We start from the raw sequence: 25,824 nt of genomic DNA, 5'->3' as shown, positions 1-25,824 counted from the left end.
CCCCTCTCTTAGGCACGCATGCCCTTCATCAATAAATGATGGACTTTCGGAGCCAATTCGACCAAGTCATATTTATGCTCATTCATGACCCAGGTCGTTATGGTTTCATCCATCGTACCGAAGACCATCTGTCTGGCAAGGCGGATATCCATATCCTTATCAAACTCATTCGTTTCCATGCCGCTGATCAGGATCTGGTCCAACAGCAGAAGATACTCACGAAGAACGCTGTTGATTTTCAGCCTGATCTCGGTATTCGACTGCCTGAGTTCAAGTTGGGTGACAATCGCTAAATGGATATCATTTGCCAATAGATTGAAATGGCTCTCAATCATATGCTTCAATTTTTCAGCAGCTGAATGATCTTTTTCAAGAATCTGTTCCAATTTACTCACGAAAACAGCCATCTTTTCCTGAAAGACAGATATAAGAATGTCTTCTTTGTTTTTGAAATACAAATAAATTGTACCATCCGCCACCCCGGCTTGTTTAGCGATTTTCGAAACCTGGGCTTGATGGTAGCCATTTTCGGCGATAACGATGACCGCCGCATCAATTATTTGCTTATATTTCGGTTTATCTTTTTTAACCAATTCCTCACCACCCAAAAAAATATGAAAATATGAATGGCGATTCATTCATATTTTCATATTATAGTTTACTGCTTATTGTGTCAAGCTTTATGAAGGAACGGCTTCACTGAGCTTTTGCTTCTCTTCATCAATGAGAGAGCGTCTCAAAATCTTGCCGACTGCCGTTTTCGGTAATTCAGTCCGGAATTCATAGATGCGCGGTACTTTGAATGCCGCCAGATGTTCTCTGCAATAAGCATCCAGTTCTTCTTCTGTAATCGACTTGCCTTCTTTCAGGACGATATATGCCTTCACTGTTTCGCCGCGGTATGGATCCGGGATGCCAGCTACAACACATTCCTGAATGGCTTCATTCTCATAAAGGATTTCTTCGATTTCACGTGGATAGATATTAAATCCACCGGCAATGATCATATCTTTCTTGCGGTCAACTACGAAGAAGTGGCCATCTTCATCCATATATCCGAGGTCCCCGGTCATCAGCCAGCCATCAACAATCGTCGCAGCCGTAGCTTCCGGGTTATTCCAATAACCTTGCATGACCTGAGGCCCTTTGATGCCGATTTCACCAATTTCACCGTGTGGAACTTCTTCAGTCGTTCCTGGCTGGAACACTTTGCAGTCCGTGTCTGGATATGGCAATCCGATGGAGCCTTTGACTCTGTCTCCCCATACCAGATTCGAGTGTGTTACCGGTGAAGTTTCAGTCAAACCGTAGCCTTCTACTAGACGTCCGCCCGTGATGTTCTCGAATTTCTCCTGAACTTCTACCGGCAGCGGAGCAGAACCGCTCAAACATGCACTGATTGAAGAAAGGTCGTATTTCTTGATATCCGGGTGGTTCATTAATCCGATATACAGCGTAGGAGCTCCTGGGAATAAAGTCGGTTTCTGCTTATTGATCGTCTTCAAAGCCGTCTCAGGATCAAATTTCGGCAGAAGCACCATTTTATTGCCCTGCATGACGGATAGGATCAGCACAGTCGTCAAGCCGTACACGTGGAATAACGGGATGATGCCGAGAACCGTTTCTTCACCATGTTTAGTCTTGTAGAGCCATGAATCACACATTGTCGCATTTGAAATCAGGTTTTTATGGGACAGCATGACCCCTTTTGGAGATCCCGTGGTTCCTCCTGTATATTGCAGTAGAGCCAAATCTTTTTCAAAATCGAACTCTGTTTTTGCGACATCGGTTGACGCGGTTTTCATGATTTCAGAGAATAAATGATTCGATCCTCTATGCTCCACTTTTACGGTAATGCCATATTGTTTTTTCTGTACGAAAGGATAAAGCACGTTTTTCGGGAACGGAAGATATTCCTTGATACCTGTAATAATAACATTTTCAAGATCCGTATCCTTTAATACTTTCGAAACTCTTGGATAGAGGATGTCCATCGCCAAAATCGCTTTGGCACCAGAATTCTTCATCTGATACGCAATTTCACGCTCTGTATACAATGGGTTGGTCATGACCACTACACCGCCGGCATAAAGTATACCGTAAAATCCGATAACAGCCTGCGGGGAGTTCGGAAGCATAATCGCTACACGGTCACCTTTTTTGATGCCTAAGCCTTGAAGGTAGCTGGCGAATTTCATGGCGGAATCATATAATTCCTTATAATTCATATCTTTGCCCATGAAATGAATCGCCGTTTTTTCCGGAGAGGTTTCATACGTATGCGTCAAATAATCCTGCACCGGTTTGCTTTCATAATCCAGTGTCTGAGGAATTTCCGGCGGATAATGCGCGAGCCATGGTTTTTCTGTCATTCTAATTTCCTCCTTTTGTATTATAAGAATCGTGTGAATATTCCTATTTTTAATTATAGAGAAATATGTCAGCGCTTACAAACTTTATTTTCGCATAAATAAGCAATAAGAAAAACCGCCAGCAGTTTTCGCTGGCGGTTCCTGTTTTTAAATCATGAAAAGATAAACAATCCCAACGAGCACGAACAACACACAGCAAACGATCAGGATCTTTATAAGATTTTCCAAATGTCACAACTCCTATGAAATACTTGCACCGATTACAAACGACAGTCCGACCGAAATCATCATGGAAATCAAACCGACGGAACGGTTGTCATTCTCAATTTCATCGTCCACTTTGAATTTTGGCGTCAAAAATTCAAACAGGATATAAGCGAAGATCAAGAGACCAAATCCATAGACGCCCCAGCCGATCATTTCCGGCAGCGTATTGTGCTGTTCGATGGAATAACGGAAAATATTCGTTACACCAAAAATCTTCCCGCCAGTCGCCATTGCCACTGATAAGTTGCCTCTTTTGATTTCTTCCCAGTTTTTATACTTGGTGATGACTTCGAAAATCACCATCGCCACGATCAAACATAAAACTACTACACTGAAATAACCCGCCGTTTCGACAAGCGGATGCGTCCAAAACCCAGTCTCTGACATTGCTCATTCTCCCCTATACTCCTACTTCAATTCTGCGACAGTCACACCAGAACCGCCTTCACCCGCTTCACCAAAGCGATAGCTTTTCACCCGCGGATGTTTTTTTAGATATTGCTGGACGCCTTGGCGAAGCGCGCCTGTCCCTTTTCCATGGATAATGGAAACTTGATGGTAATTCGATAATAACGCATCATCAAGGTATTTTTCAACACGGGCCAACGCATCTTCATAGCGTTCACCTCTCAAGTCGAGCTCCAGCTTCACATGGCTGTCCCGGTCTTTTAGGGTAGCCATCGTTCGCGTCTCTTTTTCCTTCTCCGGTTTTGTATAAGAAAGATCGGATTCCGGCAGCTTCATTTTCAAGATGCCGATCTGGACGATCCATTCCTTGTCGGAAACTTTTTCAACCAATGTACCTTTTTGTCCGAATGAAATCACTTTGACTTCATCATTCGGTTTCAATTTCACTTCGCGCTGTTTGTCTTTAGCCGCTTTCTTCAATATGCGATTTTCAGGTGCGGCACCTTCAAGACGTTTTTTCGCTTCGATCAATTGATGTTCTTTGATGGATCCTTGCTGGTTCAGCTGCATCTTCCGCAAGTCGGAAATGACTTCGTCCGCTTCTGCACGGGCCTGGTCCACAATCTTGCGTGCTTTTTCACGCGCTTTTTCTTCAAGCTGCTCTTTTTTCTGTTCATACTGCTTTAATTGGGCAGCCAGTTCTTCTTTTAATTTCTCGGATTCCTTCAGTACTTCACTCGAGCGTTCGGCATCCTGTTCGGATTCCCTGCGGCTTTTTTCCAGCGACGCTATCATTGAATCTACCTGGCGGCTGTCGGTACCGGTAAAGCTCTGGGCATGTGTAATGATATGTTCCGGCAACCCGAGACGCTTCGAAATTTCAAATGCGTTGCTTCGGCCGGGTACGCCGATCAGAAGACGGTATGTCGGGCTCAATGTTTCCACATTGAATTCCACACTGGCATTCGCCACTCCCGGACGGTTATAGCCGTATGCTTTCAGTTCAGGATAATGTGTCGTCGCAATAACGCGCGCACCTCTGCCGTGGACTTCATCCAACAATGAAATCGCGAGCGCGGCACCTTCCTGCGGATCTGTCCCTGCTCCCAGTTCATCAAAGATGACCAGTGAATTTTCATCGAATTTCGTCAGGATGTCCACGATGTTGACCATATGGGAAGAAAACGTACTCAGACTCTGTTCAATGGATTGCTCATCACCGATATCAGCGAAAATTTGGTCGAATACGGCAAGTTCAGAACCATCGAGCGCTGGAACCGGCAAACCAGCTTGCGCCATTAAGGTGCAAAGGCCGACCGTTTTCAGCGTAACAGTTTTACCGCCCGTATTGGGACCGGTGATGACGATCGCCGTAATATCACGCCCGAATTCGATATCATTTGCGACCACTTCATCTTTTGGAATCAAAGGATGGCGGGCTTTTTTAAGATTAATATAGCCCTCTGTATTCATAGCGGGTTTTGAGCATTTATTGGCTGAACCATATTTCGCTTTGGCGAAAATCATATCGATTTCACCCAGCACTTCGACCATGACGAAAATGTCATGTGCCACTTCCTGCACTTGAGCAGAAAGCATTTGAAGAATACGGTCGATTTCTTCTTTTTCTTTCATTTTCAGACGGCGTACTTCATTATTTGCCTGCACCACCGCATCCGGTTCGATGAAAAGCGTCTGGCCGGATGAAGACTGGTCGTGAATAATGCCGCCGTAATGGCTGCGGTATTCCTGTTTTACAGGAATAACAAATCGGTCATTGCGGATGGTGACGATGGAATCCGACAGCATTTTCGACGCATTCTTTCCGCGTACCAAACTTTCAAGCCGCTCGCGTACACGGCTCTCCTGTGAACGCAGCTGCTGGCGGATGGAGCGCAGTGCAGGACTGGCTGAATCCAGCACGCCGCCGTTGTCATCGATGCACGCATTGATGTCGTGTTCAAGCTGCGTCAGAATCGGCATCGATTCCTTTTTCTCAAGAAATAGAGGGATTTGAATATCCCCTTCTTCACGGATCGTTTCAAAAAATTGGCGCAGGATTCGGCTGGCGCGAATGGTTGATGATACTTCCATCAATTCGACCGGACTTAACGCTCCCCCGATTTGCGCTCTTCTTGCATGCATCCGGACGTCAAAAATCCCGCCCATCGGCACATTATTCTTAACCCGCAGCACTTGCGCCGCCTCATCCATTTCCGCAAGCAGCTGCTCCACTTCCCGGATTTCTACAGATGGCACCAATTTATCTATATGATTTTTACCGAGAGAAGAGGTGCAATATCGCGCCACTTCATCACGGATTTTATAAAATTCGAGTGTCTTTAATGCGCGCTCCGCGATCATTCGCGACACCTCCTATTTTTTCAGATATGCTTTAAATTTCTTCAGCGGCCATGTATTGACCACATTGTCACGTTTCAGCCAGGCTTTTTGTGCGTGGCGAACACCAATTGCCATCACTTCAAGTTGGTCAATAGCGTGGGCATCTGTATTGATGGCCACCGGCACACCTTTTTCCTGAGCCATTTCAAGGAATTCCACCGCCAAGTCAAGCCGGTAAGGACTGGCGTTCAATTCCACGATTTTACCATACTCACTTGCCCAGTCCAGAAGCTGTTCCACATCTGGATCATAGCCGCTCCGCTGGCCGACAATACGGCCGGTAGGATGGGCAATCATATGGACATACGGATTTTTCATCGCAGTATGGATCCGTTCCATGATCTGCTCCTGCGGCTGCTGGAAACTGGAATGGATACTTGCAATGACGAAATCCAATTGTTTCAATACTTCATCATCAAAATCGAGTGACGCATCCGGCAGGATATCCATCTCTGTTCCGGACAGCACTTCGATATCACTGTATTCTTTATTCAGTTCACGGATTTGGCCATTCTGTTCCAATAAACGCTCAGGCGTCAATCCGTTTGCCACTTTCAAATACTGTGAATGGTCCGTGATGACCATATACTCGTAATTGCGGCCTCGGCAGGCGTCAATCATCTCTTTCAATGAATGCGCACCGTCAGACCAGACCGTATGCATATGCAGGTCGCTTTTGATGTCCTCAACAGTGACAAGCTCCGGCAATTCTTCAATGCGATCCGTTTCGCGACCGTCTTCACGTACAGACGGCGGAATGAAAGGCAATCCGAAATGCGCGAAAAAGTCTTCTTCCAATTTGAAGGTTTGGATAGAACCGTCTTCCTGCTCGACTCCGTATTCACTGATTTTCTTATTTTGTGATTTTGCCAGCTGGCGCATCTTCACATTATGGTCTTTTGATCCAGTGAAATGGTGCAGAGCCGTTACAAATTCCTCCGGCGCAACCAAACGGAAATCGATGTCAATCGGATCCTGGAATTCAACCGTCACCGATACTTTTGTGTCACCGGAAGCAATCGTTTCCTGCACCGGCAGCGCTGCAAGCAATTGCTCTTTGACGACGGCAGGCTGCCCTGTCGCTACGATGAAATCCAAGTCCTTGCTCGTCTCCTTTGTCCGCCGATAGCTTCCTGCAACTGAAAACTCGCTGACTTCTTTAATACCTTCCAATATCTCATTGATGGTGGCTACAGCTTCAGCCGTTTTCCAGATCGGATGGCGGCCAGGTTTCGAATCGAACTCCATCAATTCCTTCAAAATCTTGTCTTCTGATTTCGGACCGAAGCCAGGCAACTTCTGAATATTGTGATCGATGCATGCCTGTTTCAAAGCTTCAGCCGAATCAATCCCAAGTTCCTTATACAGTTTGGCGATTTTCTTGCCGCCGAGTCCCTGCAATTTCATAAGCGGAATGAGTCCTTTCGGCACTTCTTCCTGCAGTTCTTCTAAAACCGTCGATTTACCGCTGTCCATCAACTCGAGTATAACGTCCCCTGTACCTTTGCCGATGCCTTTCAGCTTCGTGACGTCTTCTATTTCCGACAGTGAACGCTGATCGAGCTCGAGTGCTTGTGCCGCTTTACGGAAAGCGGACACTTTAAACGGGTTTTCCCCTTTCAATTCCATATATAAAGCTATCTTTTCAAGTGTTCTGATGATGACTTTTTTATTCATTGGGAGACCTCCTGTAAGTGAAAGTAAATAAAAAATACCGATTTTTATTATCATTGCGCTATAGGCGGACGCTTTCCGCGGGAGTGGCCTGAGCCTCCTCATCGCTTCGCTCTTGCGGGGTCTCAGTCTCACTCTATTCCCGCAGGAGTCACCGCCTATTGCTTCATTCAGTTTTAGGTTTAATCACAATATAAAAATTCTCAAGCTATATAAAATAAACTAAAAAATGCCTATTATCGACTATACAGTACTGAGAGATGACTCTATAGATATGGAGCAAAACAGTGAAGAAAACCTTACTGCTCCTGCAGCGCTATGCGCTTCGTCGCAAAAGTTCGACCGAATGATGTTCGGTCAAACTTTTCCTGCGGCTTAGCGACACGACCGATACACCGCAGGGAGCGTAGCGAACGAGGAGGATTGGGCGGGAGCCAATCAATTGCCCTTGTCTGCAAGGGCAAGGTTTTGCGACGAAGCTAGCGCAGCGATGCAGGAGCACGGTTATGGAAAGCGAAACTGTTTTGCGGAATATCCCTTATTGAATTCATATATTACTTCAATTAAAATAAACCCTAAACTCCAAAAAAACTTCTCCCGCAATGAGAGAAGTCAGTGCTTACATATAAATATACCACCATTCTTTCACTTTCTCAGAGAAATAAGGCGTGTTTTCCAGGATTGCCTGGGCAATTCCAGAGTTTTCGAGCTGGTTCTGGATGATGTCCAATGGCAGCAATGCGAAAACATAGATGAAGAAAAATAGCAGGATCAACATTTCGATAAATCCAAGGATTGCACCGAGGATCTTGCTGAGGAATCCGAGAACCGGCAAATATTTCAGGAAGTCGAACATGGATGCAATCAGCTGCAGACCAAATTTAACGACAAAGAAAATAAGTGCGAATGCGAATAATTGATAGAAGGTCTGGTCAAGATCCAATTGCTCGATCGCAAGCGTAAACCTGGATTCATCAGTTACTGCAGGATATGGAATCCACAGGACGAAGTATTCGGATAAAGGTTTATAATAGAGATATGCCACGACAAGCGCGATGATGAACCCTACCATATGTATTAATTGGACCACAAGGCCCCGTTTTGCACCAACAATGATGCCGGCAATTAGCAACAGGAATAATATTATATCTAGCATCTACTTCAGCCCTTCAGTTTTTTCAATTCAGTTTCCAATTGTTCAATGCGCTCTTTCAGTTTAAGATTATCATGTACCGCATTTACAGCAGTCAAAACTGCAAGGCGCGAACTGTCGAGAGATGGATTCATCGCATGAATCTCACGCATCTTCTCGTCCACTGTAGACGCCACCAAACGCATGTGGCCAGAGGTTTCAGTGCCTACCATCTTGTAAGTATGGCCGTAGATCTCAACTGATGTGCGAATTCTTTGCTGATCCGACAATGTTCCATCCCCCAATCAATTATGCCTCGGCATAACAGCATTGGCCAATTCCAGCCAACGCATTATATTTCTGTACATAATCATAACATGAACACAAGCAACTTGTGAATCATTAGAAAGGAGACTGTCCTATGTCCAATGTCGTATTAAAACTTCCAGAGGAAAGTCTCCTCCAAATCATCAAGCATTATGAAAATAAAAAAACGCCCGCCAAAGCGCAATATGTCCGTTTTACCGCGAAGCTGACAGATACCGTTGTGACTGTCTACAATTCAGGGAAAGTCATGTTCCAAGGTGCTGGAGCTGAACGCGAAGCCGGAAAATGGGGTCAAGCAGATAAAAATCCAGTGAAAGTTTCGGGGGCTAAAGGCGACACGCTTCCTGAAAATTTTGCAAAGCTTTCTGTTTTGGGATCGGATGAAACCGGCACAGGGGATTTTTTCGGGCCCATTACAGTTGCCGCTTGTTTTGTGCCGGCTGACAAAGTCGACCTTGCCCACGAGCTGGGCGTCAAAGATTCGAAATTGCTGAATGATGATTGGATGCGCAAGATCGCGCCGGATCTGCGAGAGGCATTCGTACACAAGGTCCTCACTTTGAAAAATGAAAAATACAATAAAGTTCAGGCACAAGGCTGGTCTCAAGGGAAAATAAAAGCCCTTCTCCACAACCAGGCGCTGAAACATGTACTGGCGAAAATGAATCCGATGAAACCGGATGCCATTCTCATTGACCAGTTTGCCGAGCGCGGTATTTACTATAATCATATTAAAGGCGAAAAAGAAATTATCCGCGAGAACGTCCTGTTCTCGACGAAAGCGGAAGGACTCCATGTTTCCGTTGCGTGTGCTTCGATTATTGCACGCGTAGCTTTCCTTGAAGAAATGGACCGCATGAGCGCGGAAGCCGGCGTCACGCTTCCAAAAGGTGCCGGCAAGGTTGTGGATGAAGCGGCTGCGAAAATAATTTTAAAACATGGTGAGGAGTATTTAAAGAGTTTGACGAAGTGGCATTTTGCGAATACTGGCAAGGCGAAGGTATTGGCTGGGAAAAGACGGAGTTGAATTAAAAACTAAAAGACTACATCACAGGAGTTTCTCTTCCTGTGATGCAGTCTTTTCTCAACTTGATTATTTGTAGATTGCATTTATTTCGTCATCGAAATCCCATAGCGGAACTCTGTAATCTGGTTTTTCAAACCAAGGTAGTGCGCAACCACTATGTTGCTTTCCATTAGAGATATCTTCTGTAAAGGTTGGATAGTAGGCTGTTTTAGCAGAATCTTCCATTTTATTACCATTAATATAAACACTGCCATTAACATAAACTTGCTTTTTACCATTGGTATTCAAATGAACTTTTGAATATAAATTTCCATAAACAAAAATGTAAAAATCATTTTTAACCCGGGGAACCGGATCCTCCTCCGCAAGAATCAAGTCGTTACCTACAGCTAAACAACCCTTTGTCCCCATTTCAAATTTACCGTCTACTTTTAAGTTTTCTTTTATTACTATCGTAGCTCCGTCACTATTATTACCGTTTTCAGTAATTAAAAACTCTTTATAATGTAAGCTTCTTTTTGAAGTCAGGTCATCACTATTTTTAATAAAGGATCCACCTGTAATAATTTCATAATCAATTACTGAATTGTTTGGTTCCTCTTCATTTTCATTATCTGAAGGAGAGTCTTGACCCGATTCCGCCGGAATTTGTTTGTTAATTTTTAAGTCTGCTATGACTTCTTTAAATAGCGGTTCAGCATTCGAGCCCCCATGTTCTGCTTTCCCAACGCTATTTATTTTTATCTCTAGAATATCCCCATCAAGACAGTCACCGCTTAACGAACTAATAATATTTACTTGATACATTTCTTCTGTATTTTTTACAGTTTCATTAAGGGAAGAACAAAATTTAAAATTCTCAATTGTAACGTCTGCTGTTGAATTAGCAATTGCCTGATTTCTTTCTTCTAAAAGCTCTTCAGCTTGTGCTACATAATGCAACACGCCCATCTCAGCCTGATGCCTAGCCTGCACCTGATTTTCCTTCGTACTGAACTGTTTTGCCGAATTCATATTCGTCGCCATTAGCCCCATGCCCAATACGGTAAATAGAAGAATCAGCATTAACACCATCAACAATGCGTATCCCTTTTCATTTTTGAAAGTCTTCATGTGATCCTCCTAATTTAACTTGCTGAATGATGTGTTGATTTTATATTCCTGGTCGGGCGAATTTCCATTGGTTTTTCCACGGATCAATAGATTGAATACTGATTTTTGTGTCCTATCCAAAACAACTATTTTCTTTGTCGGTGAAGAAGCATCTGCTGAAGCTGGATCTAAATCATATTGAAATCCTTCTGAAATAACCGTATTTGCGCCTGTATCATCCTTGTATATTAATTTCTCATTCTCCACAACAATTTCAAATGTATCAAAAACTGCGTCTTCTTTCTGATTCAATAAATATTGAGCACGGATTTTTTCTACTATTATATTGCCTTCTTGCTGCAGTTGCTGGTTAAGATTGGTTCTTTGAGAAGCGTTAGTTCCACTGGAAAGCATACTTGCGATTAAAGCGACTATAATACCTGCAATTGCTAAAACAGCAATCAATTCGATTAGAGTAATTCCTTTTTCATTTTTCATGGAGAACTTACCTTAAAGTACATCTGAGTTGTAAAGTTCGGATTGTTAATGCCAGCACCATCAGGAGATTTCACAGTAATAGTTGCAAGTTGCAAATTTTTTGGTCCCTCTGAGACAACTATCTCTATATCGTATCCATGTCTTGTGAAATCTTCAGAAATGGGATAATTACCTGTTCTTACTTCTGCTACAATATCTTCCGCTACCTGAACAGCCGTCAAAGTCTCCTGATTATGCGCTGAAAATTTAGCTGACTGGGTAAAAATAGACATGAAAGTAAATAAAACTATCCCCAATAGAGCAATTGCAGCCAACAACTCCACCAGAGTCATGCCGTTTTCTTTAAATAATGCCTTTTTCATCTTCTACCTCCATAGCTGAATACCTTAATTAATTTACATTATTTAACTTTTTTATATGTTAATCAAATTAATTTTACCACAGCATTTCTTTTTTACTAGTCATTTCTATCCATTCTTAAACTTATTTTTTCAAACTTTAAGAAAGAAATAACAAAAAACCGGAATCCAAGGATTCCGGTTTTTTGCTTGTTATTTAATCAGCTGCGCAGTTCAGCGCCTGACTCTTTCAATGCTGCAACTACCTTCTCGTGAACAGCAGTTACTTCTTCATCTGTCAGTGTCTTCTCCGGATCGAAATAAGTCAGTGAGAATGCCACTGATTTTTTGCCGGCTTCCAGATTATCGCCTTCGTAAAGGTCGAATACACGAACATCTTTCAATAGCTTACCGCCTGCAGATCGAATCAGTTTCTCAATCGTGCCGGCTTCGACGATTTTAGAGAGTACCAACGCAACGTCACGCGTAATTGATGGATAACGCGGCACTTGTGTATAGACCAAAGACTCCGTTTGTTCTTTGAACAGCTCTGCCAGGTTCAATTCCATGACAATTGTCGTTTTCAGGTCACGTGTCTTCTGCTCGTTTGGATGCAATTGGCCGATGATGCCGATGCGGCGGCCATCAAGTGTGATAAAGGCAGTTCTGCCTGGATGCAAGCCATCCATTTCCCCGCGTTCAAACTCCAATACTACATCGAGCTTCGCAGCCAACCCTTCAACGATTCCTTTCAAGACAAAGAAATCAACGGCTTTCTTCTCGCCTTGCCAGCTGTTGTCGAGCCACAAACCGGTGATTGCAGCAGCCAAATGCTCTTCTTCATTCAACAGTTCATCCTGCCCTTTAAGGAAGACAGATCCTGTTTCATAAAGTGCAACTGAATCCATGCGTCTTGCAGTATTATAAGAAACGGATTCAAGCAGATGCGGCAGAATGCTTTGGCGCATGGTGCTGCGCTCTTCGCTCATTGGCATCAATAATCGTGTCAATTCTGTTTGTTTCATTGCAAATTGAGTTGCTGACTTCTCAGATGTCAGTGAATACGTTGTCGCTTGCAGCAAACCTGCACCTTCCATATAATTACGGACAATGCGGCGTTTCTGCTGATACGGCGACAAGCCTCCCGGTGTGGTCGCTGTTTCCGGCAATGTCGATGGAATTTCGTCGTAGCCGTAAAGGCGGGCGATTTCCTCTACAATGTCTTCTTCAATTTGGATGTCCTGTCTGCGTGTTGGCACAGAAATCATCAATTGATTGTTCATCGCTTCCGTCTTGAATTGCAGGCGGTTTAAAATGTCCAGCATATCATCGAAACGGATTTTCATGCCAAGTCGGCTGTTAATGAAATCCGGGGACACATGTACGACTTTTTCTTCACGCTGCAATTTGTCGAAAATGACCGAACCGGCAAGGACTTCTCCACCTGCAAGTTCCGACAGTAATTGTGCTGCACGTTCTGCAGCTGGAATCACGCGGTTGGGATCCACACCTTTTTCATAACGTGAACTCGCGTCACTGCGCAGGTTATGTTCTTTCGATGTTTGGCGGATCGAGCCGGATTCAAAATAAGCCGATTCAATGACGACCGTTTTCGTATTTTTACTTACTTCTGAATTTGCCCCGCCCATTACTCCTGCCAGGGCCACTGGTTTTTCACCATTTGTAATCACCAGGTTATTCAGGGACAGCTTGCGTTCATTGCCATCAAGTGTCGTAATCAGTTCATCTGTCTTGGCATGGCGAACCGTGATGTTGCCGGTTTCCAGCAAGTCATAGTCGAATGCATGCAACGGCTGGCCGTATTCCATCAAGACATAGTTCGTCACATCCACTACGTTATTATGCGGACGGACTCCCGCTGCCATCAAGCGCTGCTGAAGCCACATCGGAGATTCCTTCACTTCGATACCCCGCACCACTTTTGCCACGTATAAAGGATTGGCTTCCGGTGAATCGATGTTCAATGTCAGCATGGACGACGCTTTGTCCTCCGCTTCTTTATAAGTGATTTCCGGCAGCTTCACTTCTTCTTCCAGAATCGCACCGACTTCGTAAGCGACTCCCAGCATGCTCATCGCATCTGCGCGGTTTGGCGTCAGGCCAAGTTCTAATACCGTATCATCCAGATCAAAGTTCGTGATGACGTCTGAACCAACTTCCGCATTTTCCGGCAATACATAAATTCCTTCAGCATAAGCTTTCGGAACCAATTTGCCTTCGATGCCAAGCTCCTGCAGGGAACAAATCATACCATTCGATTCTTCGCCGCGCAGTTTCGCTTTCTTGATTTTCATACCACCCGGCAAACGTGCACCCGGACGGGCAACAATCACGTTCTGGCCAGCTGCGATATTCGATGCTCCGCAGATGATTTGAGTCGTTTCTTCCCCGACGTTCACCTGGCATATATTTAATTTATCCGCTTCCGGATGTTTTACGCATGATTCCACATAGCCGACGACGATATTCGAAAGACCTTCCGAACGGTCGATCACTGCGTCCACTTCAATTCCGGCACGCGTGATTTTTTCGCCAAGTTCAGCCGGCGGCAAATCCTGTGTATTTACATAATCCTTCAACCATTTTATCGATACTAACATGTCATTTCCTCCTTAAACTTCCGTGCGTTGAAATTGGGATAAAAAGCGGACGTCGTTTGTATAGAAATGACGGATGTCTTCTATGCCATATTTCAGCATCGCAATACGTTCAGGTCCCATACCGAAAGCGAATCCAGTCAGGCGCTTCGAATCATAGCCTGCCATCTCCAATACGTTCGGATGCACCATACCCGCTCCCAGAATTTCGATCCAGCCGGTTTTCTTGCAGACGTTGCAGCCTTCACCGCCGCATTTGAAGCAGGAGATATCCATTTCAACAGATGGTTCCGTGAATGGGAAGAAACTTGGGCGAAGACGGATTTCACGATCTTCTCCGAACATTTTCTTAGCGAATACAGAAAGCGTCCCTTTCAGGTCACTCATACGTATATCTTCGCCGATGACCAAGCCTTCAATTTGCGTGAACTGGTGCGAATGCGTCGCGTCATCATTATCCCGGCGGTACACTTTCCCCGGGCAGATGATTTTGATCGGCTCTCCGCCTTTCGCTTCCATCGTACGCGCCTGCACAGGTGATGTATGCGTGCGCAAAAGAATATCTTCAGATATATAGAAGGAATCCTGCATATCACGCGCCGGATGGCCTTTCGGCAAATTCAACGCTTCGAAATTATAGTAATCTTTCTCCACTTCCGGGCCTTCTTCAATTTCATAGCCCATGGAAATGAAAAGATCTTCAATTTCTTCGATAACACGCGTCAACGGATGGGCGTTGCCCGATTTCACCGGACGTCCTGGCAGCGTAATGTCGATTGTTTCACTTTGCAATTTTGCATTGATCGCCTGTTCCTCAAGAATCGCCATGCGCTCTTCAAGACGCGCCGTCACTTCTTCTCTTACCACGTTGACAAGCGCACCCATCTTCGGACGTTCTTCAGCTGGCAGTTTGCCCATGCCTTTAAGCAGATCCGTAATCGGACCTTTCTTCCCTAAATATGCAACGCGAACAGCGTTCAGTTCTTTTACGTCCGATGCCGCAGCAATCTTTTCCAGCGCCTGTGTTTTCAACTCATTCAATTGTGCTTCCATTTTTTCTCCTCCTCTAAACATAAAAAAGCCCCGTCCCTGAAAAGGGACGAGGCATTATTCGCGGTACCACCCTAGTTATCGCCCGGAGGCAATCACTCATTTACGTAACGGCTCTTCACCGGCCCACCTTTACAGCAACATGCTGGTCCCGGCGGCAGCTCGCGGGGTGAACTTCCGAAACGTTTGCATATCCGCGCTTTCAGTCATGGCGCAAATTTCCTGTTGATGCAAATGGGCTCCGTACTTTTCCCGGTCAACGCTTTTGTGTTTTATTTACCTGTTAATTATACGAAAGTTCCACTGCATTATCAACCTTAGTTCTTCGGAACGAGGCTGTACAATAAAATCCCTGTCGCCACTGCGACATTCAGCGACTCCGCGCTGCCGTATAACGGCACCATCAGATTCTGTTCCGTCTGTACGAGCAACTCTGGCGAAACTCCGCTTCCTTCGTTGCCGACAATCAGCGCGAATTGCTCTTTCGTTTCAGCTTCGTGTACCGGAATGGCTCTTTGCAGAGCGGTGCCGAAAACTGGAATGCCCGCATTTTTCAGCTGCGGCACCCATTCTCCCAGCTCTCCGCGGACGACTGGAATCTGAAAATGTGAACCTTGTGCAGATCGGACCGTTTTCGGATTGAATGGATCTGCGCAGCCTTTGCCAAGAATGACAGCGTCGATACCAGCAGCTGATGCTGTCCGGATCATTGTGCCGATATTGCCCGGATCCTGCACTGCATCGATCAATAACAGACGTGTCCAGTTCTGCTGATCCGCATCAGTGAACTCGGGCTGCGCGCAATGGGCAAAAATCCCCTGCGAATGCTCCGTCTCCGAGATTTCCTTCGCTACCGCAGCCGTAACTGAGTAGAGCGGCACGTTTTCAATGTCCCAAGCGTCCGGAATATCCACGCCTTCACGGACGATCAATCCTTTAACAAGATCTTTCTTTTTCAAGGATTCTTCTGTTAAATGAAATCCTTCCACAAGAAATTCCGAAAATTTATCGCGCTCCTTGCGAGTGGTGCCAAGCTTTTTCCAATGCTTTACTAATGAATTTTGAAGTGATTCGATTCGTTTCATAATTGTTCACGCCTTTAAGTCAGAATAGCTTTAGTATAGCACACCGTTGCCGCTTCTTTAGAGTTCCCGTGTGAAGAAATCAAAGCCAAGTGCTGTCAGTATGCCAAAAGTTAATGTCCAAACGGCAATGCTGATTGTCAGCCAGATTGTCGTATTCTTTTTCGTTGCACCAAGTGTCATTCCGATGAAGGCGGCGATATGCGTGCCAATTAAAATCGGTCCAAGCAATGCCAGTCCCGGCAATCCATATTTATTCCAGATCCGTTTAGCGCGTTCACTTTTTTTATTTTGCGTTTTGCCTTTCGCTTCCTGGCGTTTATTGTACCAATCCTTGAAACGGTCGAAGCCGATGATCAGCGCCAGCACCGTCACCATATTGCCGACAAACGCCAACAGCATGACCCAGAACGGCGACAGCCCCCAAACGATTCCGAGCGGGATGACCAAGGCGATTTCAAACCACGGAATGGCGGCTCCAATAAATACCAGAGCATATTCGTAAATCATTCGGTCTCCTCCTTAAAATGTTTGCGGACTTCTGCGTAGTAGATCCAGTATTGAAAGAATGCTAAGCCGAGAATCGCATAGATGATCAGCAGTCTAGGAATCGGCAAAATAATCACAACCGTCGCAAGTGCCGGGAGTGCGAGCGAATAGAAAGTATAAACTTTCTGGACAGCTCGCCTCGTTATATAGGTCATCCCTTCATCCGCTTCCAAATACTCAGGGGGGCGGATGGAAAACATCGATATTTTCTGTTGTGGATTGTTCTTGTTGTACTGTTTAACTTTGGAAAGGAAAATAGTTAAAAGAATCAAATACACGAGTATCGCACCGAAAATTAGTAAACCTTCAAATGGACCAATTTGAACTGTAAGACTTGCTTCTGTACCATTATCTACAAATTCCGTTTTTGGCGAATTGATGCCGTATGCAAGAACTCCCAGCAAAGCTATGAACCCCATCATCCATAACGGATAAGTCAATCGAAAATCACTTTTCATCTTCCTTCTCCCCTTCCAGCCAAAATAATTCATTGACGTCTACTTGCAGCGCCTTAGCTAACTTTAGCGCCAATGTTATCGATGGCGAAAATTCCCCTTTTTCAATAAACGCAACAGTTTGCCGTGTAACATCAACCTGCTTTCCTAAATCACTTTGCGTCAAGCTATGGCGGGCACGCATTTCCTTCACCCGATTTTTCAGCATCCTGGTCATCCTTTCGTTAAAGATGTTCGGTATTTATAACATAATGTACACTATACTTAACATTAAGTAAAGTATTATTAACTTTTTTTTATTGGAGCGCTGAAAGCGATCCGAGCATATTAAAAGGCATGCGCGGGGTTGGCGCATGCCTTTGGGGTTTGGGTTTTGGTTTGGGTTTGGGTTTGGGTTTGGGTTTGGGTTTGGGTTTGGGTTTGGGTTTGGGTTTGGGTTTGGGTTTGGCGTTTGAATATCAATTTTTAAGGTGTGGAACCACTTTTCTTTCCGATTCCGGCTGAAATTCGTCATTTCATATGTTTCTCTCACTTCAAAACGACTGATTTGATGCTTTTCGCGGGCGAAAAGCGACAAAAATCGTGCGGTTTTATTTCTATGATCACTTTTTGGAGTTCTATGATCACTCACAGGATTCTATGATCACTTATTTAATTCTATGATCATTCAGCAAGTTCTATGATCACTTATTTGATTCTATGATCATTCAGCAAATTTTATGTCACTCCTGCAAAGTTTTTACTTCATTCAACGAGTATTTGCTGTGTCTTCTGCTTCCGTCTTTCGTCAAAATTTCTTGTGACAACAGACGCTTCACAATATGTCGATCATCTACATTTAAAAAGGTCCGAAGTTTTTCATTGTTTGCCTGAAAACCAAATATTGCAAAGTAATCCAACACTGCTTCTTCACCTGCAGTTAAGGAAGTTTTTTCGCATGCGTCACATTGCCAGCGTCGACGCTCTCGGGAAATATTAAACGTTTTGCATGCTTCACAATAAATCCCACGTTTAAATAGACGCGGATCCACGGAATACTGAACTGCGATCGGTTTTTGAATATATGGTGTAAGTTGTTTTTCAATGGTTTTTCTGTATTTTTTAAGGGCATGACGGTTTTGTTGAGTGCTGGATGGATAGTCTTCGATGGTTTTAAAAAGAAGTTCAATCATGTGGTGGTGTCTGCAGGTGCGAGTATTTTGCGGAAGTGAACATAATTCAGCTTTTAAAGCAGTAAAAACGAGCATGCCGTCTACCGGGAGGGGGATTTTGTTTTCAGCAAACCACATTCTTATAAAACGCATATGTTTTTCAACTTGAACTGCCGGGTTATCCATAATTGTTTTCACACCATTTGCATCATTACGGAAGAACTCGCCAGTACTATTTTCAAAATGCAACTCACCGCTGATGTTTTTCGATTCGAGAATTACCGCAACTTTTTGTGTCAGCAGCAATCCGTCGATCTGAACTGGCCAGTTGCCAAGAGTGAGGCTAGTATTCCAAAGAATTTCAAAAGGTTCAGATGAATAAAATTCCACAAACTTTTTTTGAAGCCGCTTCTCTCCACGGATGCCTGCTTCCGCAAGGAATAATTCCCTCTCTAATAACTCGCGTTCCGGTGTATTCTCCTTTAGTCGCCGGATAGCTCTTCTTAACATATCAACTTTAGTAAGTATCTTGATTCTCCCCTTTCTGTTTACTCGAATTATAGCATTTGGCTGATTGAATAGTTAATTTATTTTACCTGTGCTTTTTGAAAGGGAGAAGAGCTATCCCCCGCCGAGCAGCAATAAGTATTTAGTATTGAGAACTGAGAATACATGTTTTTATACTGCTTTTTGGCAAATTTCTTCATTTCATATATTTTTCTCACTTCAAAACCATTGAATGCATGCTTTTCGCAGGCGAAAAGCGACAAGATCGGCTCGTTTTATTTTCTATGATCACTTATCGGGGTTCTATGATCACTCACAAGGTTCTATGATCACTTATTTGATTCTATGATCACTCACAGGATTCTATGATCACTTATTTGATTCTATGATCACTCATCGCCAAAACCCGCAAAAAAAACAACAAAAACCCCCTCGCCGAAGCGAGAGGGTCGCAATATTTATTCGAATGTAATTTTCGCTACTGTGTCTTTGTCTAATTTCTTGATGACTTCGATGATCAGTTTTACTGCGTTCTCGTAGTCGTCGCGGTGAAGGATGCCTGCGTGTGAGTGGATGTAGCGAGTTGCTACGCCAATCGACAGGGCTGGAACGCCGTTCGCCGTCAAGTGGATCGAGCCAGCGTCAGTTCCGCCGCCTGCAATCGTTTCGAATTGGTATGGGATGCCCGCTTCTTCCGCTGTATCAACAACGAGTTCACGCAAGCCGCGGTGAGATACCATGGAAGCGTCAAATAGCAGGATTTGTGGTCCGTCGCCCATTTTGCTGTTGGATTCCTGAGCTGTGATGCCAGGAGTGTCGCCGGCGATGCCCACGTCCACTGCAAATCCGATATCCGGCTGGATTTTCGCTGTCGCTGTTTTCGCGCCGCGAAGTCCAACTTCTTCCTGGACTGTTCCTACGCCGTAAACGACGTTCGGATGGTCTTGGCCTTTAAGGCCTTTCAATACATCGATTGCAATTGCGCAGCCGATACGGTTGTCCCAGGCTTTCGCCAATAGGAATTTTTCGTTTGTCATAGCCTGGAATTCGAAATAAGGTGTCACCATATCGCCTGGTGTTACGCCCCACTCTTTTACTTCGTCGCGTGAAGACGCACCGATATCGATGAACATGTCTTTGATTTCAACAGGTTTTTTACGTGCTTCAGGTGACAGGATATGCGGTGGTTTAGAACCGATTACGCCTGTGATTTCCTTGCCGCTGCGTGTAGTGATGGTTACGCGCTGTGCCAGCATAACCTGGTTCCACCATCCGCCGACAGTCTGGAATTTAAGGAATCCTTTATCGTCAACCTGGGAAATCATGAAGCCTACTTCATCAAGGTGGCCTGCAACCATGATTTTCGGTCCGTCAGCCAGCCCTTCTTTTTTAGCGATCAGGCTTCCCAGCCCGTCCGTTTCAATTGAATCAGCAAAAGGCGCTATGTATTTCTTCATGACTTCGCGCGATTGGCGTTCATTGCCTGGAATACCGTTTGCATCAGTCAAGTCTTTTAACATTTGGAGCGTTTCGTCTAATTTTACCATTTATTTCGACCTCCTAAATAGTCTCACCTCTCCATTATAAATGAACCTGCGCCTATTTTCAAAAAATTCATCTAAATAGATTAATAACCATCCTTTTGGCGGTCGTAATTCTTTTGGTTTTTCGCAATATACGCTTCGAGTACTTCCTCGTAGCTGAATCCCAGAATGTCGGCAATCGTACCGTAACAGCTCCACACCGTCTGGTAAGTCGACATCGAATGCTTCTCGAGAAATTCCAGTATGCTTTTATTCGTTTTCAGAAAGATTGCGGTCAGATCCTCTCCACTTAACGGATCCGGCCATTGCTTCATCATATTCAAATCCTTTTCAATTCCGAGCGACAATAAAAAATGGATGGAATCCACATATTCCTCCAGAATCACTTCGCGATCCGACGGTCCTTTGCTGCTCCAGAATTTGAAGGCACGGGTTTCGTTCGCCAATTCAGCAAGTTCAACGATGAGTGCAAGTCCTTTTTTCTCGAACAGATCCCCCTCTACCGAATTGTTTGTTTGGATATAACGGTCCAATTCTTCCTGCATAGTGAATAATTTCTCTAAATTCATAAGAATCCTCCTTTTTTTCAATAAATCTTGAAACCATAATTCTTTATGTCCGTATTATACATGACAGCCACTTTTCCAAGGGGGTATTTTGCATGGCCATCATTATCCGTTTCATTGTAATTGCATTAATTATATATCTATTCTATCGTTTATTGCGCTATGTATTCGACCCGAAACGAAAATTCGATGCTGCAGTCGAAAGTAAATCCTATTATTTTTTTGACGATGTCCAGAATGTGCGCAAGAACTTTTTCATTACATTGCGCGGTGCTATTTTTGAAGGTGAAAAATACCTGGGCACGACCGACGACGCGTTTGAAGTGGTTTCAATTTTCGTTTGGGCAGAAGATCCTGCGATGCTGCAAGGTTTCACGAAAGAGGATTTTCATTTTCTCGAAAAGGAAATTCACATGAACTACCCTAATGCTACAATCAACTGGAAAAATCCGATTGAACAATTGATGAAAAGCGAAACCGGCGCTTAACCAAGTCCCACTTCCGTATAAAGCCAAACAAGCAAGGCTGCCTGAAGCAACGCCAGCATAAGGAAACCGATCCGGAAATTCGTGTGCTTGGTTTTGTGGCGGAACGCCATCATGCCGATATAGGCGCCGATGCCGCCGCCGAACAAAGCGACTCTCCAAAGATTTTTCTCTGGAATCCGCTGGCCCCGCTTCTGCGCCTGCCGTTTATCGATTTTCATCATTATTAATGCCATCAGGGATATAATAGCGATATAAGCGGAAATCACAATAAACATTTACTATTCCTCCAATAAAAAAGACTGGCGAATGATCGCCAGTCTTTTTTGTGCATTATCTTATTTGTTCAATGCTTTTTTAGCTTGGTCAGCTAGTGCTGTGAATGCAGCTGCATCAGATACAGCGATTTCAGCTAGCATTTTGCGGTTGATGTCGATGCCGGCAACTTTCAAACCGTTCATTAGACGGCTGTAAGAGATGTCGTTCAAACGAGCTGCTGCGTTGATACGAGTGATCCACAATCTACGGAAGTCACGTTTTTTGTTGCGACGGTCACGGTAAGCATAGTTACCTGACTTCATCACCTGTTGGTTTGCTACTTTGAAAAGGATGTGCTTCGCACCATAATAACCTTTTGCTAATTTAATGACCTTTTTACGACGCTGGCGCGTCACTGTTCCACCTTTTACGCGTGGCATAATACATTACCTCCTGCTTGAATATAAAAAATTCGATTTTTTGTTCGGTCTTGTCCAGACTCCAACGGGCCAACTCCTCGGTCTTAAGCTGCCCTTCCTGTGCGGCAAAAAACGCCGCTTCGGAAGTTCATCTTAAGTCTGCCGGAGCTGAACGGCCGTTTTCGCTTTTCGTTTTTATTTCATGTTGTAGATCAAAGATTTAATGCGTTTCAAATCGCCTGAAGATACGAGTTTCCCTTTACGGAGTTTACGCTTTTGCTTAGTCGATTTGTTTGCAAATAAGTGGCTTGTGTGTGAACGATTGCGTTTTACTTTACCAGTTCCAGTTTTCTTGAAACGTTTTGACGCACCGCTATGGCTTTTCATTTTCGGCATTTCGAGTTCCTCCTAAACAATTGTACTGTTATTCTTTTTCGTTGACTGGAGCCAGCATCAAGAACATGCTGCGTCCGTCCATTTTAGGGCGCTGTTCAACCGTCGCGACTTCTTTACATGCTTCTGCGAAGCGTTCAAGTACGCGCTGTCCGATTTCCTTGTGCGTAATCGCACGGCCTTTAAAACGGATTGAAGCTTTGACTTTGTCGCCTTTTTCAAGGAACTTGATTGCGTTCCGAAGCTTCGTGTTGAAGTCGTGGTCGTCGATTCCAGGGCTCAAACGAACCTCTTTCACTACGATGACTTTTTGATTCTTGCGAATCTCACGTTCCTTCTTCTGCTGCTCAAACTTGAACTTACCATGGTCCATGATGCGGGCAACCGGCGGCTTAGCTTGAGGAGCCACAAGAACCAGATCCAAGTTGACACGACCTGCAATTTCTAGGGCTTCGTTGCGCGTTTTAATGCCGAGCTGTTCACCATTCTGATCAATAACCCGTAATTCCCGTGCACGAATGCCTTCGTTTACATTACTGTCTTTGCTAATAATAATCCACCTCCGGATAGTGTTGCGAATAGCTTAAAATGCGTAACCGACCAAGTCGGCTTACAGGTTCCGATCCAAAGAAAAAGCGGATGGACCTCGTTCGGCCCACCCGCAATTTATGACAGCACGCCTCAGCGTGAAATAGTCAAATCGTGTCTACCTGCCAACATTTGGTCGATCAGGTGAGAAGCGGGTGCTCCTGCTTGCACATATAAGTATTCTATAACCTTATTTATAATACCACGCGCATATAGACGTGTCAACCAACTTATCGATATAACTCAAAGTAATAAGCCAACGTAGTCGATATTCCGCAAAACAGCTTCGCTTGCCGGGGGCTCGCGCTGAACTAACTCGGTCTCGTTGCACTTCGCCCGAGTGGATTTCAGCACTTCGCTTACTCCCCAAGGCGTCTTCGCTGTTTTGCTCCATATCTCTAGATGTTTCTCTCAGCGCCGGCGCGGTATATATGGTATTTCTCTAATCCAAACTTATCGAAGTTCCCCTTGGATCATCGACAGGAAGTCTTCAAACGGCATGCTTTCCGACTTCTGCTCACCGTATTTACGGACATTCACTGAGCCGTCTTCCAGCTCTTTATCACCAAGGACGAGCATATAAGGAACTTTTTGCATTTGTGCTTCGCGGATCTTGTAGCCCAATTTTTCATCGCGTCCATCTATATCGACACGCAGTTTATGCGATTGCAATTTTCCCTGCACTTCATAGGCATAATCGCTGTGGACATCAAGCGAGACCGGAATGATTTCCACTTGGACTGGCGCCAGCCATGTCGGGAAAGCACCTTTATATTCTTCGATCAGGAATGCGACAAAACGTTCCATTGTTGAAACGACTCCGCGGTGGATGACAACCGGACGATGCTGTTTGCCGTCTTCTCCGATATAGGAAAGGTCGAAACGCTCAGGCAACAGGAAATCAAGCTGTACAGTAGAAAGAGTCTCTTCTTTACCAAGCGCAGTTTTCACCTGTACATCCAATTTCGGGCCGTAGAATGCCGCTTCCCCTTCCGCTTCCACATAATCCAATCCCATTTCATCCATCGCTTCCTTCAGCATGGATTGTGCGCGTTCCCACATGGCATCGTCATCGAAGTATTTTTCTTTGTCTTCAGGATCACGATAGGATACGCGGAATGAATAATCCTTGATGTCGAAATCTTTATAGACTTCCACCACCAAATTGACCACGCGTTTGAATTCGTCTTTGATCTGATCTGGTCTTACGAATAGATGTGCATCGTTCAAAGTCATGCCGCGGACGCGCTGCAAGCCTGATAATGCGCCGGACATTTCATAGCGGTGCATTGTGCCAAGTTCCGCGATGCGGACTGGCATCTGGCGGTAGGAATGAATGCCCTGTTTGAAAATCATCATGTGATGCGGGCAGTTCATCGGACGAAGAACCAAATCTTCATTGTCCATACTCATAACCGGGAACATATCGTCCTGGTAATGATCCCAGTGTCCGCTTGTCTTATAAAGGTCAACGCTGCCCAGCACCGGAGTGTAAACGTGGTCATAGCCCAGACGTTCTTCTTTATCAACGATGTAACGCTCGATGATGCGGCGGATTGTCGCGCCTTTCGGTAGCCACATCGGCAGCCCCTGGCCGACTTTTTGTGAGTTCATGAACAAGTTCAGTTCCTTGCCGATTTTACGGTGATCGCGTTCTTTTGCTTCTTCCAGCATTTCAAGATGCGCTTTCAGGTCTTCTTTTTTGAAGAATGCAGTACCGTAAATACGCTGCAACATTTTATTGTCGCTGTCGCCTCTCCAATATGCGCCGGCAACACTCAGCAATTTGAATTCTTTCAGCTTGCCTGTTGCCGGAACGTGGATGCCGCGGCAAAGGTCGAAAAATTCGCCTTGTTCATAAATTGTAACCTGTTCGTCTTCCGGAATTGCTTCAAGAAGTTCCAGTTTATACGGATCTTCAATTGCCGCAAAACGGTCCTGTGCTTCTGCACGGGAAACACTCTGACAGACGATTTCAAGGTTTTCACCAATGATCTTCTTCATTTCTTTCTCGATTTTCGGAAGGTCTTCAGAAGTGATTGCCGATTCTGTATCGATATCATAGTAGAAACCATTTTCAATCACTGGGCCAACGCCAAGTTTCGCATCCGGGTAAATACGTTTAACCGCCTGTGCCAATAAATGCGCTGTACTGTGGCGCAGAATTTCGAGTGCTTCATCCGATTCCGCTGTAATGATCGCAATGTCTCCATCTTCGTTCAGTGGTGCTTTCAAATCAACAAGGCGGTCACCGATTTTTCCAGCCAACGCTTTTTTGCGAAGACCTGGGCTGATTGACCCCGCCACATCTTCAGTGGAAGTTCCTTGCGGAAACTCCTTTACGGCTCCATCCGGAAATTTTAAATTGATCATGTCTGACATAGCAATCTCTCCTTTTGATGTTTTATTAGTTTACCAGTTTCACAGGGTCTGAACTGGCGCTCTTTTTTAGATCCAGCTCCAAGAGCCTGCTTCTCGGGACATAAGCCACTTCGTGTCCAGTCTCCAGTGCCTAGCTCTTCGGGATATAAGTCAAACCAGCTGCGCGGCAGAGAGCGCCACTACGCTGGTTCGTCTTATACCTGTCAGAGCTAAACAGGCACTTTCGCTTTTCGAGGCTG

26 protein-coding genes and 1 other annotated feature are annotated in these 25,824 nt (G+C 44.7%); of the genes, 2 read left to right on the top strand and 24 right to left on the bottom strand.

Annotated elements, in window-relative coordinates; translation table 11 throughout:
• Window positions 1–8: 8 nt before the first annotated feature.
• The 7 genes from fadR to zapA form a co-directional block, all read right to left on the bottom strand.
• Window positions 9–638, bottom strand: coding sequence for a fatty acid metabolism transcriptional regulator FadR (fadR, locus tag AC2Q9J_RS07340; RefSeq protein WP_499038538.1), 630 nt, complete (start codon window positions 636–638; stop codon window positions 9–11).
• A 42-nt stretch (window positions 639–680) separates the two neighbouring features.
• Window positions 681–2,372, bottom strand: coding sequence for an AMP-binding protein (locus AC2Q9J_RS07335; RefSeq protein ID WP_499038534.1), 1,692 nt, complete (start codon window positions 2,370–2,372; stop codon window positions 681–683).
• Window positions 2,373–2,612: 240 nt separating this feature from the next.
• Complete coding sequence (locus AC2Q9J_RS07330; protein ID WP_499038532.1) at window positions 2,613–3,026, bottom strand: DUF350 domain-containing protein; 414 nt, start codon at window positions 3,024–3,026, stop codon at window positions 2,613–2,615.
• Between the two features lie 21 nt (window positions 3,027–3,047).
• Window positions 3,048–5,411, bottom strand: coding sequence for an endonuclease MutS2 (locus tag AC2Q9J_RS07325; protein ID WP_499038529.1), 2,364 nt, complete (start codon window positions 5,409–5,411; stop codon window positions 3,048–3,050).
• A 12-nt stretch (window positions 5,412–5,423) separates the two neighbouring features.
• A complete protein-coding gene (polX, locus tag AC2Q9J_RS07320) occupies window positions 5,424–7,127 on the bottom strand; it encodes a DNA polymerase/3'-5' exonuclease PolX (protein WP_499038527.1) in 1,704 nt (567 codons plus the stop codon).
• Between the two features lie 616 nt (window positions 7,128–7,743).
• Window positions 7,744–8,280: a CvpA family protein gene (locus AC2Q9J_RS07315; RefSeq protein ID WP_499038524.1), complete on the bottom strand. Its 537-nt coding sequence runs from the start codon at window positions 8,278–8,280 to the stop codon at window positions 7,744–7,746.
• 5 nt (window positions 8,281–8,285) lie between these two features.
• Window positions 8,286–8,546, bottom strand: a complete 261-nt coding sequence (zapA, locus tag AC2Q9J_RS07310; protein ID WP_084246401.1) for a cell division protein ZapA — start codon at window positions 8,544–8,546, stop codon at window positions 8,286–8,288.
• A 131-nt stretch (window positions 8,547–8,677) separates the two neighbouring features.
• Between zapA and rnhC the strand changes: the two genes are divergently transcribed.
• A complete protein-coding gene (gene rnhC / locus AC2Q9J_RS07305; protein WP_499038521.1) occupies window positions 8,678–9,610 on the top strand; it encodes a ribonuclease HIII in 933 nt (310 codons plus the stop codon).
• A 66-nt stretch (window positions 9,611–9,676) separates the two neighbouring features.
• On the opposite strand, the gene AC2Q9J_RS07300 is transcribed toward rnhC, so the two are convergent.
• The 12 genes from AC2Q9J_RS07300 to AC2Q9J_RS07245 all read right to left on the bottom strand — a co-directional run bounded on the left by AC2Q9J_RS07300 (window position 9,677) and on the right by AC2Q9J_RS07245 (window position 21,063).
• Window positions 9,677–10,723 (bottom strand): hypothetical protein, encoded by a 1,047-nt coding sequence (locus tag AC2Q9J_RS07300; RefSeq protein ID WP_499038519.1) that lies wholly within the window; start codon window positions 10,721–10,723, stop codon window positions 9,677–9,679.
• Between the two features lie 9 nt (window positions 10,724–10,732).
• Window positions 10,733–11,200, bottom strand: coding sequence for a prepilin-type N-terminal cleavage/methylation domain-containing protein (locus AC2Q9J_RS07295; RefSeq protein ID WP_499038517.1), 468 nt, complete (start codon window positions 11,198–11,200; stop codon window positions 10,733–10,735).
• The gene (locus AC2Q9J_RS07290) at window positions 11,197–11,562 is read right to left on the bottom strand and encodes a type IV pilus modification PilV family protein (RefSeq protein WP_499038515.1); all 366 of its coding nucleotides are present in this window, start codon (window positions 11,560–11,562) and stop codon (window positions 11,197–11,199) included. Before AC2Q9J_RS07290 ends, AC2Q9J_RS07295 begins: the two co-directional genes overlap by 4 nt.
• A 197-nt stretch (window positions 11,563–11,759) precedes the next feature.
• Window positions 11,760–14,159, bottom strand: coding sequence for a phenylalanine--tRNA ligase subunit beta (gene pheT, locus AC2Q9J_RS07285; RefSeq protein WP_499038512.1), 2,400 nt, complete (start codon window positions 14,157–14,159; stop codon window positions 11,760–11,762).
• A gap of 12 nt (window positions 14,160–14,171) precedes the next feature.
• Window positions 14,172–15,209, bottom strand: a complete 1,038-nt coding sequence (gene pheS, locus AC2Q9J_RS07280; protein WP_499038510.1) for a phenylalanine--tRNA ligase subunit alpha — start codon at window positions 15,207–15,209, stop codon at window positions 14,172–14,174.
• 39 nt (window positions 15,210–15,248) lie between these two features.
• Window positions 15,249–15,475, bottom strand: a binding site (T-box leader).
• A 48-nt stretch (window positions 15,476–15,523) separates the two neighbouring features.
• Window positions 15,524–16,291 carry a TrmH family RNA methyltransferase gene (locus AC2Q9J_RS07275; protein WP_499038508.1) on the bottom strand — a complete coding sequence of 256 codons (768 nt, stop codon included), beginning with the start codon at window positions 16,289–16,291 and terminating at the stop codon, window positions 15,524–15,526.
• Between the two features lie 57 nt (window positions 16,292–16,348).
• Window positions 16,349–16,798 carry a small multi-drug export protein gene (locus tag AC2Q9J_RS07270; RefSeq protein WP_499038506.1) on the bottom strand — a complete coding sequence of 150 codons (450 nt, stop codon included), beginning with the start codon at window positions 16,796–16,798 and terminating at the stop codon, window positions 16,349–16,351.
• Window positions 16,795–17,295 carry a hypothetical protein gene (locus AC2Q9J_RS07265; protein WP_499038504.1) on the bottom strand — a complete coding sequence of 167 codons (501 nt, stop codon included), beginning with the start codon at window positions 17,293–17,295 and terminating at the stop codon, window positions 16,795–16,797. The genes AC2Q9J_RS07270 and AC2Q9J_RS07265 overlap by 4 nt, the downstream gene beginning before the upstream one ends.
• Window positions 17,285–17,500 carry a helix-turn-helix transcriptional regulator gene (locus AC2Q9J_RS07260; protein WP_499038501.1) on the bottom strand — a complete coding sequence of 72 codons (216 nt, stop codon included), beginning with the start codon at window positions 17,498–17,500 and terminating at the stop codon, window positions 17,285–17,287. Before AC2Q9J_RS07260 ends, AC2Q9J_RS07265 begins: the two co-directional genes overlap by 11 nt.
• A gap of 514 nt (window positions 17,501–18,014) precedes the next feature.
• Complete coding sequence (locus AC2Q9J_RS07255; RefSeq protein ID WP_499038499.1) at window positions 18,015–18,953, bottom strand: nuclease-related domain-containing protein; 939 nt, start codon at window positions 18,951–18,953, stop codon at window positions 18,015–18,017.
• A 455-nt stretch (window positions 18,954–19,408) separates the two neighbouring features.
• Window positions 19,409–20,497, bottom strand: coding sequence for a M42 family metallopeptidase (locus tag AC2Q9J_RS07250; protein WP_499038496.1), 1,089 nt, complete (start codon window positions 20,495–20,497; stop codon window positions 19,409–19,411).
• Window positions 20,498–20,577: 80 nt separating this feature from the next.
• Entirely contained in the window at window positions 20,578–21,063 is a 486-nt protein-coding gene (locus tag AC2Q9J_RS07245) for a dUTP diphosphatase (RefSeq protein WP_499038494.1), read from the bottom strand.
• A gap of 92 nt (window positions 21,064–21,155) precedes the next feature.
• On the opposite strand from AC2Q9J_RS07245, the gene AC2Q9J_RS07240 reads away from it, so the two are divergent.
• A complete protein-coding gene (locus AC2Q9J_RS07240; protein WP_499038492.1) occupies window positions 21,156–21,548 on the top strand; it encodes a sigma-w pathway protein ysdB in 393 nt (130 codons plus the stop codon).
• On the opposite strand, the gene AC2Q9J_RS07235 is transcribed toward AC2Q9J_RS07240, so the two are convergent.
• The 5 genes from AC2Q9J_RS07235 to thrS form a co-directional block, all read right to left on the bottom strand.
• Window positions 21,545–21,823, bottom strand: coding sequence for a DUF1294 domain-containing protein (locus AC2Q9J_RS07235; RefSeq protein WP_499038489.1), 279 nt, complete (start codon window positions 21,821–21,823; stop codon window positions 21,545–21,547). The two genes, AC2Q9J_RS07240 and AC2Q9J_RS07235, sit on opposite strands and share 4 nt — an antisense overlap.
• Before the next feature lie 60 nt (window positions 21,824–21,883).
• Entirely contained in the window at window positions 21,884–22,243 is a 360-nt protein-coding gene (rplT, locus tag AC2Q9J_RS07230; RefSeq protein ID WP_084246433.1) for a 50S ribosomal protein L20, read from the bottom strand.
• Window positions 22,244–22,417: 174 nt separating this feature from the next.
• Window positions 22,418–22,618, bottom strand: coding sequence for a 50S ribosomal protein L35 (gene rpmI, locus AC2Q9J_RS07225; RefSeq protein ID WP_084246435.1), 201 nt, complete (start codon window positions 22,616–22,618; stop codon window positions 22,418–22,420).
• A gap of 28 nt (window positions 22,619–22,646) precedes the next feature.
• On the bottom strand, window positions 22,647–23,168 hold the full coding sequence (infC, locus tag AC2Q9J_RS07220; protein WP_218673378.1) for a translation initiation factor IF-3: 522 nt from the start codon (window positions 23,166–23,168) through the stop codon (window positions 22,647–22,649).
• A gap of 488 nt (window positions 23,169–23,656) precedes the next feature.
• A complete protein-coding gene (thrS, locus tag AC2Q9J_RS07215) occupies window positions 23,657–25,585 on the bottom strand; it encodes a threonine--tRNA ligase (RefSeq protein ID WP_499038486.1) in 1,929 nt (642 codons plus the stop codon).
• Between the last annotated feature and the right edge of the window lie 239 nt (window positions 25,586–25,824).

Source organism: Planococcus sp. RAB007_Raresut (genome assembly GCF_057369535.1).
This window is presented reverse-complemented; position numbering and strand designations above follow the sequence as displayed.